Source organism: Candidatus Nanopelagicales bacterium (assembly GCA_030700225.1).
GTDB lineage: Bacteria > Actinomycetota > Actinomycetes > S36-B12.
Window position 1 is genome coordinate 17,278 of the sequence record JAUYJT010000063.1, and the last position, 16,512, is coordinate 33,789.

The following is a 16,512-nucleotide window of genomic DNA, read 5'->3' on the forward strand; positions in this document are numbered from 1 at the left end:
CATGCGGTCGTGGCCGCCGACGGTCGTCCCCGAACTTCCTGGGCGTGCCCCGTCGCTACGCGTGTTTGACACGGCATCCGGGCAGATCCGTCCGACGGCGCCAGGTGAGCGCGCGCGCATGTATGTGTGCGGGATAACTCCCTACGACGCCACGCACATCGGTCACGCGGCCACGTACATCCTGTTCGATACGGTGAACCGCATCTGGCGGGACGGCGGCCATGACGTGGACTACACGCAGAACGTGACGGACGTTGACGACCCGCTGCTTGAACGTGCGGTCGAAAGCGGCGAGGACTGGCGTGGTCTCGCCGACCGCGAGACCGAGGCATTCCGGGCGGACATGGAGGCTCTGCGAGTGATCCCGCCGCGGAACTACATCGGAGCCGTCGAGTCGATCCCCTGGATTGTGGATTCGATACTGGAGCTCAAGCAGATGAGGGCTGCGTATGAGGTTGATGGCGACCTGTATTTCCCAGTAGGTGTCGCGCCAAGGTTCGGCGAGGTGTCGGGACTTCCGCGGCGCGAGATGATGCGTCTGTTCGCGGAGAGGGGCGGAGATCCCCAGCGCGAGGGGAAGCGCGATCCACTGGACGCGTTGCTCTGGCGCTCAGCCCGGGACGGCGAGCCGTCATGGAGAAGTGCGCTGGGTCGAGGTCGGCCAGGCTGGCACGTGGAGTGCAGCTCGATCGCTTCTGTGATGCCCGGCGTCCCTTTGGACATTCAAGGCGGCGGATCGGACCTGTCGTTTCCGCATCACGAGATGTGTGCGGCGATGGCTGAGGCGGGTTCTGGGGCATGGCCTTTCGCCAGGCACTACCTTCATGTCGGGATGGTCGGCTATCAGGGCGAGAAGATGAGCAAGTCTCGCGGCAACCTGGTGTTCGTTCGGTCGCTACTTGACGGCGGCGCCGATCCGTCCGCGATCCGTCTAGCGATTCTGGCCCACCACTACCAGACGGATTGGGAATGGACGCCTGAGGACTTGGCGAGGGCGCAAGACCGGTTGACCGCCTGGAGGCTGGGCGCCGAAGCGCGGAAGGCACCATCGGGTGCCGCGTTGCTCCAGCGGTTGCGGGAATGCCTTAGCGACAACCTGAGTACCGATTCCGCGCTGGCCGCTGTCGACGACTGGGTGACCCAGGCGCGCCTCGGACGCGGGCCCGACGCCGACGCTCCGACCTTGGTCCGCGCAGCGGTGGACGCCTTGCTCGGCGTCGTCATTTGACCCGGTCAGCCGGTCTTCTCGTCGTGGCCGCCGAACTCTTTGCGCATCGCGGACTGAACTTGGTCAGCGAATCGCGCGTTGCCCTGCGACATCAGCCGCGAGTACAAGGCAGACGAGAGGACGGGGGCCGGCGTTCCGGTGTCGATCGCCGCCTGGCAGGTCCAGCGGCCTTCGCCGGAGTCCGAGACCCGACCGCCGAATTCATCCAGAGTCGGAGACTTGACTAGTGCTGCTGCCGTCAGATCGAGTAGCCATGACGCCACAACCGAGCCGCGGCGCCACAGCTCGGTGATGGCGGCGATGTCGAGGTCGTATTTGTAGAACTCGGGGTTCTCCAGCGGCGCTGTCTCGGCGTCCTGGTCGCGTTGCTGGTTCCCGGCGTTAGCGCGCTTGAGGATGTTCAGTCCCTCGGCGTAGGCGGCCATGAGCCCGTACTCGATTCCGTTGTGCGTCATCTTCACGAAGTGCCCGGCGCCGCTGGGCCCGCAGTGCAGCCAGCCGCGTTCGGCGGGGATCGGCTCTCCAACGCGCCCGGGAGTCCTGGAAACGTCGCCCATACCTGGGGCGATGGTGTCCCAGATCGGGACCATCCGGTTCACGGCGGATGTGTCGCCGCCAATCATGAGGCAGTAGCCGCGCTCCAGCCCCCAAACGCCGCCGCTCGTCCCGCAGTCCAGGAAGTGAGTTCCTTTCTTCGCGAGCACGCTGGAGCGGCGGATGTCGTCGTGGTACCTGGAGTTGCCGCCGTCGATGAGCACGTCGTCGGGTTCGAGAAGCGCCCCGAGTTCAGTGACGACGGATTCAGTGGCCGCCCCCGCCGGCACCATCACCCACACGTTGCGTGGCTTGGCGAGCTTGGCGACGAGGTCGGCCAAGGAACTCGCCGGAGTCGCTCCATCGGCGACCAGGGGGTCGACGGACGTCTTGTGGCGGGCATAGGCGACGCACTCATGGCCATCCCGCATGAGTCTGCGAACGATGTTGGCTCCCATGCGCCCGAGCCCGATCATCCCAAGTTGCATCGGCTTGTCAGTCGGCACCGCTACCTCCCTCGCTGCTTTCGGGCGGAACCGTCCACTAGGCCAGACGACCGCGCCTGTTTGAAACGCTAACGGAACTGCGCCGGCCACGCCTGATGTCGCATCTGTTGGTCGGTCCCATGGCAACGCGTGGCAGTCCTGGATAGGTTGACGGCGGTGGGCCCGGTGGCAGGCGCACCGGACACATCGTGGTGTCGCGATGAAGGAGAGACGACGTGGTGAAGTCGCTGGCCTGGGATGAGCTGAACACTTTGGCGGATTCGGTGGGAGGATGCCGGATTCGAGAGTTACTTCAGGCCGATCCGGGCCGAGCTGAGCGCTTCGTCGCCGAGGGAGCTGGCCTGACGCTCGACTACTCCCGTCAGCGGCTAGACGACGATGTGCTGGCGGCGCTGTTGAAGCTTGCCGAAGAGCGTGGAGTAGAGGCCCGGCGGGATTCGATGTTGTCCGGGGCGCGGATAAACGTGACCGAAGACCGGGCGGTGCTTCACACAGCGCTGCGCCTGCCCAGAGATGCCAGCCTGGTGGTGGATGGTGTGGATGTCGTCGCGGGAGTGCATGACGTGCTTGACCGGATGTCCGCGTTCGCCGACCGGGTTCGTTCAGGGGCTTGGGTTGGGCATACCGGCAGCAGGATCCGGAACATAGTCAACATCGGGATTGGCGGGTCTGATCTGGGTCCAGTGATGGCCTACTCGGCTCTGCGCGCCTACTCGGACCGTGATCTGTGCTTCCGCTTCGTGTCCAATGTTGATGGCACAGACGTAGTTGAGGCGACGATGGACCTCAACCCGGCCGAGACCTTGTTCATCATCTCCAGCAAGACTTTCACGACGTTGGAGACCATGAGCAACGCCGCGGCGGCCCGCGAGTGGGTGATAGCGGGTCTTGGCCAGGAAGCGGACGTCGCGAAGCATTTCGTAGCCGTCTCCACGAACGCTGACGCTGTAGCCGGATTCGGAATCGACACCGCCAACATGTTCGGTTTCTGGGAGTGGGTCGGCGGCCGGTACTCAATGGACTCAGCCATTGGCCTGTCGACGATGATCGCCGTTGGTCCGGCGGGATTTCAGGAGATGCTGGCGGGATTCCACGCGATGGATGAGCACTTCCGGATCGCGCCCGCCCGGGGCAACCTGCCCATGCTCATGGGACTGATCAGCGTGTGGAACCGCAACTTCCTGGATTGCCCGACGGTGGCGGTCCTGCCATACGAGCAGTACTTGTCGCGGTTCCCCGCCTATCTGCAGCAGTTGACGATGGAATCGAACGGTAAGCGTGTCCGGCTGGATGGCTCGCCTGTCCAGTCGCAAACGGGGCCCATCTACTGGGGCGAACCTGGAACGAATGGGCAGCATTCCTTCTATCAGCTCATCCATCAGGGGACCAGCGTGATCCCGGTCGACGTGCTGTTCTTCGACGAACCGCTGAACGAGGTGGGGAGGCAGCACGACCTGCTCGTGGCCAACGCTCTGGCTCAAGCGGCCGTGTTCGCCCTGGGTCGCACCGAGGAAGAGGTGCGCGCCGACGGAGCACCAGATCACCTCGTGGCTCACAAGGTGATGCCCGGCAACAGGCCTTGCAGCGTCATCACGGCAAAGAAGCTGACGCCGCACTCTCTTGGCGCCCTGGTCGCCCTGTACGAGCACATCGTCTTCGTCGCGGGGGCTATTTGGGGAGTGGATTCGTTCGACCAGTGGGGCGTCGAGCTCGGCAAGGTGCTCGCGAGCCAGCTCGTTCCACAGCTGATCGACGGGGCTGGCGCACCCGCTGAGCAGGATCCCGCGACGACCGCCGCTGTGGCTCGCTACCGCTCGGCGAGGGATAGAGGCTGACCAGGGCAGTCCGATCTGGGATGAGTTCAGGCGACAGCGGTTTAGGCTTGACGGTGGATACTGATCAACCACACGTCATTGGAGTCGCAGTGCCGAACGAGGCGTTTCTCGACGCGCTGCGCACGCGCGTGCTCGTGGCCGACGGCGCGATGGGGACCATGCTGCAGGCGGCCGACCTGACGCTGGACGATTTCGAAGGCCACGAAGGCTGCAATGAGATCCTCAACGCCACGAGGCCAGATGTCGTCGCCGCTGTGCATCGCGAGTACTTCGACGTCGGGGTGGACTGCGTCGAGACGAACACGTTCGGCGCGAATCTGGCGAATCTGGCCGAGTTCGGGATCAGTGACCGGATTACCGAGCTGTCGCTGGCTGGAGCCCGCATCGCCCGGGAGGTCGCGGACACGTACACAGCCGGAGATGGACGCGGGCGGTATGTGCTGGGCTCAGTTGGCCCGGGCACGAAGCTGCCTTCGCTGGGGCATGTGGAGTTCGCGGTTCTGCGCGACGCCTACCAGCAGGAATCAGAAGGCCTGATCGCAGGCGGTGTTGATGCCGTGCTCATCGAGACAGTTCAGGATCTGCTCCAAGCCAAGGCGGCCATCATCGGCGCCCGCCGCGCGATCGCCGCAGCCGGTGTGGACGTCCCAGTCCTGGTCCAAGTCACGGTGGAAACAACCGGCACGATGCTGCTGGGAACCGAAATCGGTGCGGCTCTGACATCCCTGCGAAGCCTCGGTGTGGCGGCTATAGGACTGAACTGCGCCACTGGTCCGGCCGAGATGAGCGAACATCTGAGGTACCTAGCCGCCAATTCCGACATCGCGCTGACGTGCATGCCGAACGCGGGTCTGCCTGAACTGACAGCGTCCGGTGCCCACTACCCGCTAACGGCCGAGCAACTGGCGGATGCCCACGATCGATTCGTGCGCGACTACGGAGTGTCCCTGGTGGGTGGCTGCTGCGGGACCACGCCCGAGCACATGCGCGTGGTCGTTGAGCGCGTGGCTGGGCGCCCTGTGGCGGCTAGGTCTGTATCCCCGGAGCCGTCGGCGGCGTCGCTTTACCAGTCAGTCCCGTTCCGTCAGGAGACCGCCTACTTGTCCATCGGTGAACGCACCAACGCGAACGGGTCGAAGGCGTTTCGGGAAGCCATGCTTGCCCAGAACTGGGACGAGTGCGTCGAGATCGCCCGCCGTCAGATCTTGGACGGGGCGCACATGCTGGATCTGTGCGTCGACTACGTCAACCGCGACGCGGTTTCCGATATGAGGAGTATCGCTGGGCGACTGGCGACCGCGTCGACTCTGCCCATCGTCCTTGACTCCACTGAGCCGCGAGTGATCGAGGCGGGACTGGAGATGCTCGGCGGCCGAAGCGTAGTGAACTCGGTCAACTACGAGGACGGCGACGGTTCCGGGTCGCGAATCAACGCGATGATGCCGATCATCAAGGAGCACGGGGCGGCGGTTATCGCGTTGACCATTGATGAGGACGGCCAGGCGAGAACGGCCGAGTGGAAGGTGCGTGTCGCGGATCGCTTGATTGGCGACCTGGTTGGTGTTTGGGGGATGGCGCCCGGTGACATCGTCGTGGACTGCCTGACGTTTCCCATCGCTACGGGGCAGGAGGAGACCAGGCGGGACGGCATCGAAACGATCGAGGCAATCCGTGAAGTCAAGCGCCGCCACCCTGAGGCGCAGACGACACTAGGGGTTTCGAACGTCTCCTTCGGACTGTCGCCAGCGGCGCGCCAGGTGCTGAACTCGGTGTTCCTGAACGAGTGCGTCGAGGCGGGTCTGGACTCCGCGATCGTGGCCACGTCGCGGATCCTTCCCATGGCCCGGATCCCCGCGGACCAGCGGGATGCGGCGCTCGACCTGGTGTACGACCGTCGCGAGTACGCCGACGACGGCTCCCTCGCGCATGATCCGCTTGCCCATTTCCTGGCCATATTCGAGGGTGTGACGACATCATCAGCCGTCGCGGACCGCGCGGCCGAATTGGCGGCGTTGCCGCTGGAGGATCGGCTCAAACGCAGGATCGTCGACGCCGAACGCGGTGGGCTGATCGACGACCTTGACCAAGCGTTGCTGACGAGATCGGCGTTGGTAATCGTCAACGAAATCTTGCTGGATGGCATGCGGAAGGTCGGAGAGCTGTTCGGGTCCGGGCAGATGCAACTGCCTTTCGTACTGGCCAGCGCGGAGGTCATGAAGAGCGCTGTGGCCCATCTCGAACCGCACATGGCACAGTCGGACGGCGCCGGGAAAGGCACGATCGTGCTGGCCACAGTGAAGGGCGACGTTCACGACATCGGTAAGAACCTCGTCGACATCATCTTGACCAACAACGGCTATCGCGTCGTGAACCTGGGAATCAAGCAGCCGATCAGCGCGATCATCGAAGCCGCCGAGGAAAGCGACGCTGACGCGATCGGCATGTCGGGTCTGCTGGTGAAGTCCACTGTCGTGATGAAGGACAACTTGGCGGAGTTGAACGAGCGCAGCCTCGCGGCGCGCTGGCCGGTGTTCCTTGGGGGCGCGGCCCTAACCCGCGCCTACGTTGAGCAGGATCTCGCCGAGCTGTATGCCGGCGACGTCCGCTACGCGCGCGATGCGTTCGAAGGCTTGGCACTGATGGATGCGGTCATGGCCGTCAAACGCGGGGAGCCGGATGCCGCTCTACCTGAGCGTCGGCAGAGGCGCGTGAAATCCGTGCGCGGCGAGCCAGGTTCAGCGGTTGCTGATTCCTCGGGCCGATCCGATGTCGCCGGGGATGTTCCTGTTCCCGAGCCGCCGTTTTGGGGCGTGCGGGTGATCAAGGGCGTGCCCATGGCTGAGATTGTCGCCTACCTCGACGAGCGCGCGACCTTCGTCGGGCAATGGGGACTGAAACCGGCTCGAGGGTCGGGCGAGACGTTTGAGCAACTTGCCGAGGAGGTCGGCCGTCCGCGACTGCGCCACTGGTTGGACCGGATCAAGACGGACGGCTTGCTCGAGCCAGCCATCGTGTACGGGTACTTCCCAGTCAACAGTGATGGCAACGACCTGGTCGTCTTCGACCCCGACGGCTCCCAGATCGCGCGCTTCTCATTCCCGCGGCAGCGGCGAGGCCGTCGGCTATGCATCGCGGACTTCTTCCGCCAGGTCGAGTCGGGAGAAAGAGATGTTCTCGCTTTGACCATCGTGACCATGGGGCGGGTCGCTTCGGAGTCAACGGAGCGGCTATTCGACGAGCATTCCTACCGTGACTACCTGGAGTTGCACGGCCTGGGCGTACAACTCACCGAGGCGCTGGCGGAGTTGTGGCACGCGCGGATCCGCGCCGAGCTGGGATTCGCTGGTGAGGATGACGGTGATCGTTCAACGCTCATCAGGAAGCAGGGCTACCGCGGGTCGCGCTACTCCTTTGGCTACCCTGCCTGCCCTGACGTCGAGCAGCAGGCACAGATCGTGAGGCTGCTTGGATCGGAGCGGATTGGTGTGACCTTGTCCGAGGAGTTCCAGTTGCATCCCGAGCAATCGACTTCGGCGTTGATCGTGCATCATCCAGAGGCCAAGTACTTCAGCGCGACGTGACGCGACGTGAATCGCCGCCGGTTCTCGGGTCGTAGCGGCGAATTGATCAGTTGGGCCATAGGCTCTGGACATGTTGTGGGGAAGGCTTGACGAGGCGGCGTGGCCGACGAAGATCAGCAACATCGATGCCAAGAGGGGGATCGCCGAACGACTCGCTGGACGGGCGCGGGACGGTGACGTCATAGGCATTGGCTCGGGCAGCACCAGCTACCTGGCGCTGATGGCTCTGCGCGATCGAATCAAGTCTGAGGGGCTGCGAGTCATATGCATCCCGACCTCGCATGAGATCGAGACCTACTGCGCCGTGATGGGGCTCGAAGTCACCACTCTCGCAGCCGCCAGGCCCGATTGGTGCTTTGACGGGGCAGACGAAGTGGACCCCGATAACGACATGATCAAGGGTCGTGGGGGAGCGTTCCTGCGGGAGCAGCTCGTCTTCGCAGCTGCGGCGCAGCGAGTGATCCTGGTTGACAAGTCCAAGTTCGTCGAGCGTCTGGGACTAACTCACGATCTGCCGCTGGGCGTGGTGCCTGAGGCGGTGGAACTGGTCCACGACAGGCTGGTCTCGGAGCTGGGCACGGCTCCGACAGTTAGGTCGGCTGGTGGCAAGGACGGGGGAGTGATCACCGAGCAGGGGCATTTGATCATGGATCTCGCGTTGGACGGCAGTCGCTCAGCCTCAGACCTAGAGCGCCTGCTGCTGACGACGCCGGGCATCGCGGCGACCGGGCTCTTCGTGGGCTATGAGTTCGAGATCATCTCGTAGCGGGCTGTGTCTTCTGTGTGGCCCTTCGAGGGTGTCTTGTTCGACATGGACGGCACGCTTGTGGACACCGAGCCTGTGTGGCGGGTGGCTGAGGCCGAACTGATGCACGGGTTCGGGGCGGAGTGGACCGCCGAGGACCAGGACCTCGCCATGGGCGGATCGGCGACCCGAGTCACGCGGTACATGGCGGACAAGATTGCCGCCAGCGGAGGCCAGCGGCCGGATCCGGAGATCCTGGTCGACATGTTCGACCGCGTCATGTTGCGCATGTTCGCCGAATCGCCCCCGGAACTGAAGCCGGGTACACCCGAACTGCTGGTCCAGGTCGCGTCAAGCGGTCTGCCTATAGCGCTTGTCTCTTCCTCTCCGCGTCGACTCATGACGGCCATCCTCGACGGGATCGGTGACGACTGGTTCGACGTCACTGTCGCTGCCGAGGACGTGGACCACCACAAACCCGATCCGCTGCCTTACTTGCGCGCTGCCGAGCTGCTGGGAGTTGATCCGGCTCGCTGTGTCGTCATCGAGGATTCTCGGCCAGGCGTGGAATCCGCCGTCGCCGCTGGGGCGTTCGTCATCGCGGTGCAGGAACTGACCGTGATCGCTCCTGGCCCAAGAAGCGTCGTCGTCGACTCGCTGGTTGGGGTGGATCTGGCCCTCATCGCCTCCTGGTACAGGGGACCGAGCTAGCCCGTTCCGGCGTTCGTGCCCGGCCCCCGTCAGCGGAAGCGGCCGTTCCCGACAAACGCACCCGTTGCGCAAGGAAACACTCGTTGCAACGGGCGCGTCTGTACCCTAAAGGGTGCGTTTGTGGGAACGGCCGTTCCTGCCAGCTGGAGGGAGGATTCGCGTGGCGCTCAGTTAGGGGCCGGACGTTGCGCCCGTGAAGGCCAGGAGGGGTAGAGCCGCATCCCACCGCGCTGTCTCGCAGCTGTTGGTTCGCTTGAACTTGGTGTCGACTTGCTTACCGTTCCATGTCCCCGTGACAGTCGCTGTTTGTGCCCCGCTGAAGACAGCGGCGCAGATCGTCTCGGGGTCCACCGGCTGGAACGGGTCATCGCCGTCGACGGTTGCTTCAGCCAGGAACTCACAGGCCTCGCTCGGGTTCGGATGGGTTCCATCGGGGGGATCGCATTGCAGGGTCCAGGAACTCTGACCGCCATCGTCAACAACGATGGACAGGCTCGCGACTCGGGGCGGACTCGTGGCGGTTTGGTCTGATGAGGCGCAGCCGACCGCGAGGACGGCAACTGACATGACGGCTAATGCCGTCCCGAAGTGACGCATGACTCCAGGTTATCCCCGACCGGGGCCACTAGCGTCGCTCAGACCGCCTGTACGCTCTCGAGGCCGATCATTCGCTGGACGATCGTGTCCGCCGTTGGATCGCTCATCTCGTCCACAATGTGGCCGTCGGCGAGGAACAGTATCCGATCGGCGTATGAAGCGGCGCCCGGATCGTGAGTCACCACGACGATGGTTTGCCCGAACTCGTCGACTCCGCGCCTGAGGAAAGCGAGCACTTCAGCGCTAGCTTTGGAGTCCAGGTTGCCCGTGGGTTCATCAGCGAAGATGACCGCTGGACGTGACGCCAGTGCCCTGGCACAGGCCACGCGCTGTCGCTGGCCGCCAGACAACTCCGACGGCTTGTGGTTCAGCCGGTCGCCGAGGCCAACTGCGGCGATGACTGTGTCGAGCCACGCGTCATCGGCGGTTCGTCCAGCTAGGTCGAGCGGCAAGGTGATGTTCTCCAGCGCTGTCAGAGTCGGTATCAGGTTGAACATCTGGAACACGAATCCGACGGACTCGCGGCGCAGCCGGGTCAGTTTCGCGTCGGACAGCTCAGATAGCTCCACGTCGCGGATGAACACGCTGCCTTCGGTGACCGAGTCCAACCCGGCCAGACAGTGCAGGAGCGTTGACTTGCCAGACCCGGATGGTCCCATCACAGCTGTGAGCTGGGCGGTCTCGATGTCGCAGTCGACCGCGTCGAGGGCGACAACGCGGGTGTCTCCTTCGCCATAGATCTTGGTCAGCCCGCGCGCGCGCACGGCGGATCGTTCCACGGTCGCGGTTTCGGGGCGGTCCATCGTCACAGTGTCACCCCTAACGCGGTGTGCTCGCTGCCCGAACTCCCAGGGAGCGGCGGCGCGATTCCATCCCACGCCGGGCAAAGGCTCTTGTGGTGGCACCAATCGCATAGCCGCGACGGTTTGGGGCGCCAGAGCCCGGCTTTCGCGGCGTTGTCAATGGCGCTCCACAGCGCCTCCACTTTCCGCTGGGTGGCCAGGAGTTCTGGTTCGGTTGGCTCAATCGCGATCGATTCCGCGCTCGCTAGGTACATCAGCTGCAACCGCGCCGGGACTTGCCCGAATTCCCGCCAGACGACTAGCCCGTAGAAGCGCATCTGGAACAACGCCTTTGTCTCCCAGCCCTGGCCAGGTGCGCGCCCGGTCTTGTAGTCGACGACCCGCAAAGCCCCCGACGACGACCGGTCGAGGCGATCTATGATCCCCCTGAGCACAAGCCCGCTGTCGAGCGTCGTTGAGACCGACAGCTCCCGCTCCGCGGGTTCAAGACGGTTCGGGTCTTCGATCTCGAAGTAGTGCGGCAGAATGGCTCCCGCGTCCTCCAGGAACCGGGCGACCCGTTCTTGGGCTGGCTCGCTTTCGGATGAGTCCGCGAGCCAGCGTTCCCAAGCGCTCTCATCGGCGAAGAGGAGACCCGGAAGCTCGGGGCGCTCCCGCGAGATCGACTCCCAGCTCGTCGCGATCAGAGATTGAGCCGCCGCTAGGGTTCTGCCTCCCGCCGGGAGGTCGAACAGGCGCTCCATAACTAGGTGCAGCAGGGTTCCGCGCACGGCGTCCTCGCCCGGAGGCTCTGGAATACGGTCGATGGAACGAAACCGGTACAGCAGAGGGCAGGACATGAAGTCACCGGCCCGCGAAGGGGACAACGAACTGGGGGGGCGGGGCCCCAGTGACCGGCCCGTCGCGGCGGTTGTTGAAGACATGGCAACACGCTATCTCCCACGTCCGACAGCGGCTTGGGCCCGTCGCCGAGGCCCATACAGTAGAAGGGTGACGATCCTGGGCGCTTCGCCGACGGCCAAGCCGGGGGGGCCAGCGTTCAACATGCTGGGATTCCGTGTGGCGATTCCCTGGAACACGCTGATAGGGATCCTGATCATCGCCGTTCTTTGGTACCCGGAGTTCTCCCGGCGATACGGGGGCGTTGGTCAGTGGCTGCTGGCTGTGGCATTCGCGCTGCTACTAGTTGGGTCCATCCTGCTTCACGAGTTGGCGCATGCCCTGACAGCGAGAGCCATGGGCTACCCGGTGACCGGAGTGACGTTGTGGGCGCTGGGGGGTTTCACGACGTTCAAGACGGGCAGGAACCACGGCCCTGGGCGTGCGGCGACCATCGCCGCGGCCGGACCGGGCGCAACCTTGTCCATCGCGGTTCTCGCGGGCGCGGCAGCGTCGGCGCTTCCGCATGGGACCTTCGCAAACGAGATCCTTGCCGCCCTGTCCTCGGCTAACGCGGTGATAGGCGTGTTCAACCTGTTGCCAGGCAGCCCGTTGGATGGCGGAGCCATCGTTGAGTCCATCGTCTGGGCCTTCACGGGATCAATGGCGCGTGGGCAGCTCGTCGCAGCGTGGATCGGCAGAGTCCTGGCCGTGATCGTAGGCGCTTCGCCCTTCGTCGTCGCCGCGGCCGTGGGTGGTCAGCCGTCGCTGTCGCTCTTGCTGATCGCTCTGGTGTTGGCCGTCCTGCTTTGGACCGGCGCTTCGGCTTCGTTGGCTGCCGCCCGTTCCTCGGAGCGACTCAGGTCGGTTCCAGCGGCAAGCCTCGCGCAGCCCGTGGCCGCCGTTTCGTCCGACGCTACGGTCGCCATGTCACTGGCCCAGCAGCGCGAAGGCGTTGTCCAGGTAGTCATCGGATACGAGGGCGTGCCGCTTGGCATCGTGCGAACCGAAGCCGCAGCAGCTGTCCCGGCGCAAGAGCGGGACCGTCTCGGCGTCCTGGCGGTTTGCGTGAGCCTGACTGACCTTCCCCTGGTCGAGGCCGGGGGGACAGCGTGGGATGTGCTGACCGCCTGCCAGGAGAGTGACGCGCGTTTCGTTGGACTCCGCGATGAGCGCAGCGGGCAGGTTCTGGGTGTGGTTGACACCGACGCGATGTTCGTAACGATGGGGCAATGATGCCGACCAGCCGCGGAGGCATCGGCGAGGTGTTGCGGCCAGGCGACGTCGTGCAGCTCACCGACCCGAAGGGTCGGCATCAAACGATCACACTCGACCCTGACGGGGTTCTCCACACGCACAAGGGCGCCTTGCCTCACGCCGAGATGATCGGTCAGTCCGAAGGAATCGTCGTCACAACCAGCGGAGGGGCGGCCTACCTGGTCCTGAGGCCGATTCTGGAGGACTACGTGCTGGCGATGGGCCGCAAAGCAGCCATCGTGTACCCCAAGGACGCCTTCGCGATCGTGGGTCTTGCTGGAGTCGGGCCCGGGTCACGCGTCCTGGAAGCTGGAGCCGGGTCAGGTGGGTTGACCTGCTTCCTGCTCAACGCGGTCGGACCAACCGGCGAGGTGTACTCATACGAGGCCAGGCCCGAGTTCGCCGAAGTCGCCGAGCGCAACGTCACCAGATGGTTCTCTGGCCGACCGGACAACTGGCGGCTGGTCGCCGAACCGTTGCCTGAGGATCCCGAACCCCGCCAACTCGATGCCGTCGTGCTGGACATGCTCGCCCCCTGGGAGTGCCTTGAGGCAGCCGAGGCATGCCTGGCACCGGGTGGTCGGCTCGTATCTTACGTGGCGACAACCACTCAAATGTCGATGCTCGTGGAGTCCCTTAGAGTGCGCGGAAAGTGGACCGAACCGCGGGCGACTGAGTCGCTCCTTCGCACCTGGCATCTGGAGGGATTGGCTGTGCGGCCCGATCACCGGATGGTGGCGCACACCGCGTTCCTCGTGTCCACCAGGCGGCTCGCTGACGGAACCAGACCGCTCGCGCGCCGCCGCAGGCCCGCTCCAGGTGCCTACGGGCCGGACTATTCAGGCCCTCGCCCAGAACTACCGTAAGTAGTTGGATGGGTTTTTTCAGTGATTCGGTTGCGACCTGCGGGGAGCCGCTAGGGTCAGATCAGGAGGTGGATGATGGCCCAGGACACGCCCACCAGTGAGGAACGACCGGACGGTTTCGAACGCGCCGCCGCCCTGCACCGCAGGATCGCGGAACTTCGAGCCGAAGTCGCGGCCTCGACCGCACACAATCAGCGGTTGAGCGCGACGCTGCGGGAGGCCCGGGATCAACTCGTCGCCCTGAAGGCGGAACTCGATAGGCTCAACGATCCACCAGGCGGATACGGCATCTTCGTGCAGGACAACGGCGACGAGACCATTGACATCCTCGTTTCCGGCCGCAAGATGCGCGTTTCCTGGGGCGGTGACACGCGGCCCGAGGACCTGCACCCCGGGCAGGAAGTGATGCTCAACGAGTCGATGAACGTGATCGGGGCACGCCAATACGAGGTCGCCGGCGAGATCGTCATGTTCGTGGAGCTGGTCGACGACGAACGGGCACTAGTCGCCGGCCACGCGGACGAGGAGCGCATCGTCCGCCTGGCTGAGCCATTGCGGGGAGCGAAACTGCGTGCCGGGGACTCGCTGCTGATGGAACCACGGACCGGCTATGTGTACGAGCGGATCCCCAAGTCCGAGGTCGAGGAGTTGGTGCTCGAAGAGGTTCCCGACATCGACTACTCCGACATCGGCGGGCTCGGGCCACAGATTGAGATGATCCGGGACGCCGTCGAGTTGCCGTTCCTGCACGCTGAGCTGTTCGCTGAGCACGCGCTAGCCGCTCCGAAGGGCATCCTTCTTTACGGGCCACCCGGGTGCGGCAAGACTCTGATCGCCAAGGCGGTAGCGAACTCGCTGGCCAAGCAGGTCTCTAAGGTCGCCGAGAGCAAGGACGCCAGGTCCTTCTTCCTGAACATCAAGGGACCCGAGCTACTCAACAAGTACGTCGGTGAGACCGAGAGGCACATCCGCCTGGTATTCCAAAGGGCGCGGGAAAAGGCGAGCGAAGGCACGCCCGTCATCGTGTTCTTCGACGAGATGGACTCACTGTTCCGGACCAGAGGGTCAGGCGTCTCAAGTGATGTGGAGAACACGATCGTTCCCCAGCTCCTGAGCGAGATCGACGGCGTGGAGAGTCTGGAGAACGTGATCGTGATCGGGGCCTCGAACCGCGAGGACATGATCGACCCAGCGATCCTTAGACCGGGTCGCCTTGACGTGAAGATCAAGATCGAGCGCCCCGACGCACAGGGCGCCGCCGACATCTTCAGCAAGTACCTGACGCCGAATTTGCCGTTGCACGCCGATGACCTTGCCGAGAACGGCGGCTCGCCGGAAGAGACCTGCGCTGCCATGATCCGGGCGGCCGTGGAGCGCATCTACACCGAAAACGTGGACAACCGGTTCCTTGAGGTGACTTATGCGAATGGCGACAAGGAAATCCTGTACTTCCGGGACTTCAACTCCGGGGCCATGATCGAGAACATCGTGTCGCGGGCGAAGAAGATGGCGATCAAGGACCTCCTCGACACCGGGCAGCGTGGGCTCAGGGTTCAGCACGTGCTCGCGGCGTGCCTGGACGAGTTCCGCGAGAATGAGGATCTGCCGAACACGACCAACCCAGATGACTGGGCGAGGATCTCGGGCAAGAAGGGCGAACGGATCGTGTTTATTCGGACCCTCGTCCGTGGGAAGTCCGGGGACGACCTTGGGCGGTCCATCGACACGGTCGCTCACACCGGTCAGTACCTCTAGCCAGCCCCCCTCGATTGACCTCCGCGAGGCATCTCAGTTCCGGCGGGTCCGGACAAATGGGTCATGTCGGCTACGGACAGTTAGACACGGCGCGCTACGGCGCGCAACCGGGGTTGCGGATCGCTAGGGTTCCGAGCAGATGGGCGGCAGTGCGCCGCCCCCCACAAGTCGCCAAAGCGCGACTAGGAGGCGACCATGGCTCAAGATCCAAAAGCCGACGCTGGCGGAGGTGCGTCAGCTGTTGCGGAGCGCTACCGCACAGGACGAGTGCTCAAGATGGCCATCGTCGCCGCTCTGGGTGGATTCCTGTTCGGGTTCGACTCGGCGGTTGTGAATGGGGCGAAGCAGGCGATCGAGGACAAGTTCAACCTCGCCAACGACGACATTTGGTTCTTCTCGGCCATCGGGTTAGTTGTCTCGGTCGCGCTGCTGGGCTCGGCTGTGGGCGCCTGGTTCGCGGGGCCGCTTGCGAACAAGTACGGGCGCAGGCGCGTGATGGTGATCGCGGCAGCGCTGTTCCTCTTGGCCGCGTTCGGGCAGGGGTTCCCGTTCGGAGTCCTTGACCTTGTGTTCTGGCGCTTTGTCGGCGGCGCCGGCATCGGGGTTGCCTCCGTGATCGCGCCGATGTACATCGCGGAGGTGGCCCCCGCCGCGCTCCGTGGCCGACTGGGGTCGCTGCAGCAGCTCGCGATTGTCACGGGCATCTTCACCAGCGCTCTTACTAACTACGTCCTCCTCAACGCCGCCGGCGGAGAGAGCGCGAACGCTCCGCTTTGGGGGTTGGAAGCCTGGCAGTGGATGTTCCTGGTCATGGTCATTCCCGCGGTTGTTTACGGTGGTCTCGCGCTCAGGATCCCCGAATCGCCCCGCTACCTGGTCTCGATCGGCAAGGACGAGGAAGCCGCCGAGATTCTGGGTTCGATAATCGAGGGCGACCAACACGGCACGGTAGCCGAGATCAAGCAGACCTTGGCGGGGGAGCACAAGCCTCGGTTCAGGGACCTGAGGGGTGCGGCGCTTGGGCTCCACCCGATCGTGTGGATCGGCATCGGCCTGAGCGTGTTCCAACAGTTCGTCGGCATCAACGTGATCTTCTACTACTCAAACACGATCTGGTCATCCGTCGGCCTGGGTGAGAGCGAGGCGTTCCTGATCACGCTCATCACCAACACGACGAATGTGGTGGTCACCTTCGTCGCGATAGCTCTCGTTGAC

At 64.4% G+C, this 16,512-nt stretch carries 13 protein-coding genes; 9 read left to right on the top strand and 4 right to left on the bottom strand.

What is annotated here, in order from left to right; translation table 11 throughout:
- The first annotated feature begins 1 nt into the window (after position 1).
- The gene (gene mshC / locus Q8P38_10115; GenBank protein MDP4014956.1) at positions 2–1,228 is read left to right on the top strand and encodes a cysteine--1-D-myo-inosityl 2-amino-2-deoxy-alpha-D-glucopyranoside ligase; all 1,227 of its coding nucleotides are present in this window, start codon (positions 2–4) and stop codon (positions 1,226–1,228) included.
- 5 nt (positions 1,229–1,233) lie between these two features.
- Here the strand turns inward: mshC and gnd are convergent, their stop codons facing one another.
- Entirely contained in the window at positions 1,234–2,268 is a 1,035-nt protein-coding gene (gene gnd / locus Q8P38_10120; protein MDP4014957.1) for a decarboxylating 6-phosphogluconate dehydrogenase, read from the bottom strand.
- A 215-nt stretch (positions 2,269–2,483) separates the two neighbouring features.
- On the opposite strand from gnd, the gene pgi reads away from it, so the two are divergent.
- The 4 genes from pgi to Q8P38_10140 all read left to right on the top strand — a co-directional run bounded on the left by pgi (position 2,484) and on the right by Q8P38_10140 (position 9,140).
- The gene (pgi, locus tag Q8P38_10125) at positions 2,484–4,103 is read left to right on the top strand and encodes a glucose-6-phosphate isomerase (GenBank protein ID MDP4014958.1); all 1,620 of its coding nucleotides are present in this window, start codon (positions 2,484–2,486) and stop codon (positions 4,101–4,103) included.
- 53 nt (positions 4,104–4,156) lie between these two features.
- Positions 4,157–7,684 carry a methionine synthase gene (metH, locus tag Q8P38_10130; protein MDP4014959.1) on the top strand — a complete coding sequence of 1,176 codons (3,528 nt, stop codon included), beginning with the start codon at positions 4,157–4,159 and terminating at the stop codon, positions 7,682–7,684.
- 70 nt (positions 7,685–7,754) lie between these two features.
- Entirely contained in the window at positions 7,755–8,450 is a 696-nt protein-coding gene (gene rpiA, locus Q8P38_10135) for a ribose 5-phosphate isomerase A (protein ID MDP4014960.1), read from the top strand.
- A gap of 15 nt (positions 8,451–8,465) precedes the next feature.
- A complete protein-coding gene (locus Q8P38_10140; protein MDP4014961.1) occupies positions 8,466–9,140 on the top strand; it encodes an HAD family phosphatase in 675 nt (224 codons plus the stop codon).
- A 171-nt stretch (positions 9,141–9,311) separates the two neighbouring features.
- Here Q8P38_10140 and Q8P38_10145 read toward each other — a convergent pair whose 3' ends face one another.
- Genes Q8P38_10145 through Q8P38_10155 form a run of 3 tightly spaced genes read right to left on the bottom strand, consistent with a single transcriptional unit; the run spans position 9,312 to position 11,463 of the window.
- Positions 9,312–9,737 (bottom strand): SSI family serine proteinase inhibitor, encoded by a 426-nt coding sequence (locus Q8P38_10145; protein MDP4014962.1) that lies wholly within the window; start codon positions 9,735–9,737, stop codon positions 9,312–9,314.
- Between the two features lie 38 nt (positions 9,738–9,775).
- Positions 9,776–10,540 (bottom strand): ABC transporter ATP-binding protein, encoded by a 765-nt coding sequence (locus Q8P38_10150; GenBank protein MDP4014963.1) that lies wholly within the window; start codon positions 10,538–10,540, stop codon positions 9,776–9,778.
- Between the two features lie 2 nt (positions 10,541–10,542).
- On the bottom strand, positions 10,543–11,463 hold the full coding sequence (locus tag Q8P38_10155) for a PD-(D/E)XK nuclease family protein (GenBank protein ID MDP4014964.1): 921 nt from the start codon (positions 11,461–11,463) through the stop codon (positions 10,543–10,545).
- Positions 11,464–11,530: 67 nt separating this feature from the next.
- Here Q8P38_10155 and Q8P38_10160 point away from each other — a divergent pair, with 67 nt between their 5' ends.
- The 4 genes from Q8P38_10160 to Q8P38_10175 all read left to right on the top strand — a co-directional run.
- Positions 11,531–12,655, top strand: coding sequence for a site-2 protease family protein (locus Q8P38_10160; GenBank protein MDP4014965.1), 1,125 nt, complete (start codon positions 11,531–11,533; stop codon positions 12,653–12,655).
- A complete protein-coding gene (locus Q8P38_10165) occupies positions 12,652–13,542 on the top strand; it encodes a tRNA (adenine-N1)-methyltransferase (protein MDP4014966.1) in 891 nt (296 codons plus the stop codon). Before Q8P38_10160 ends, Q8P38_10165 begins: the two co-directional genes overlap by 4 nt.
- Before the next feature lie 72 nt (positions 13,543–13,614).
- Positions 13,615–15,297 (top strand): proteasome ATPase, encoded by a 1,683-nt coding sequence (gene arc, locus Q8P38_10170; GenBank protein MDP4014967.1) that lies wholly within the window; start codon positions 13,615–13,617, stop codon positions 15,295–15,297.
- A gap of 195 nt (positions 15,298–15,492) precedes the next feature.
- Positions 15,493–16,512 (top strand): MFS transporter (locus Q8P38_10175; protein MDP4014968.1); only part of this gene is annotated, 1,020 nt, incomplete at its 3' end.

Excerpts from the sequence above, each read along its gene's own strand:
- mshC (MDP4014956.1), top strand. The coding sequence starts at position 2 with ATGCGGTCGTGGCCGCCGACGGTCGTCCCCGAACTTCCTGGGCGTGCC.
- rpiA (MDP4014960.1), top strand. The coding sequence starts at position 7,755 with ATGTTGTGGGGAAGGCTTGACGAGGCGGCGTGGCCGACGAAGATCAGC.
- Q8P38_10145 (MDP4014962.1), bottom strand. The coding sequence starts at position 9,737 with ATGCGTCACTTCGGGACGGCATTAGCCGTCATGTCAGTTGCCGTCCTC.
- Q8P38_10150 (MDP4014963.1), bottom strand. The coding sequence starts at position 10,540 with ATGGACCGCCCCGAAACCGCGACCGTGGAACGATCCGCCGTGCGCGCG.
- Q8P38_10155 (MDP4014964.1), bottom strand. The coding sequence starts at position 11,463 with ATGTCTTCAACAACCGCCGCGACGGGCCGGTCACTGGGGCCCCGCCCC.
- Q8P38_10165 (MDP4014966.1), top strand. The coding sequence starts at position 12,652 with ATGATGCCGACCAGCCGCGGAGGCATCGGCGAGGTGTTGCGGCCAGGC.
- arc (MDP4014967.1), top strand. The coding sequence starts at position 13,615 with ATGATGGCCCAGGACACGCCCACCAGTGAGGAACGACCGGACGGTTTC.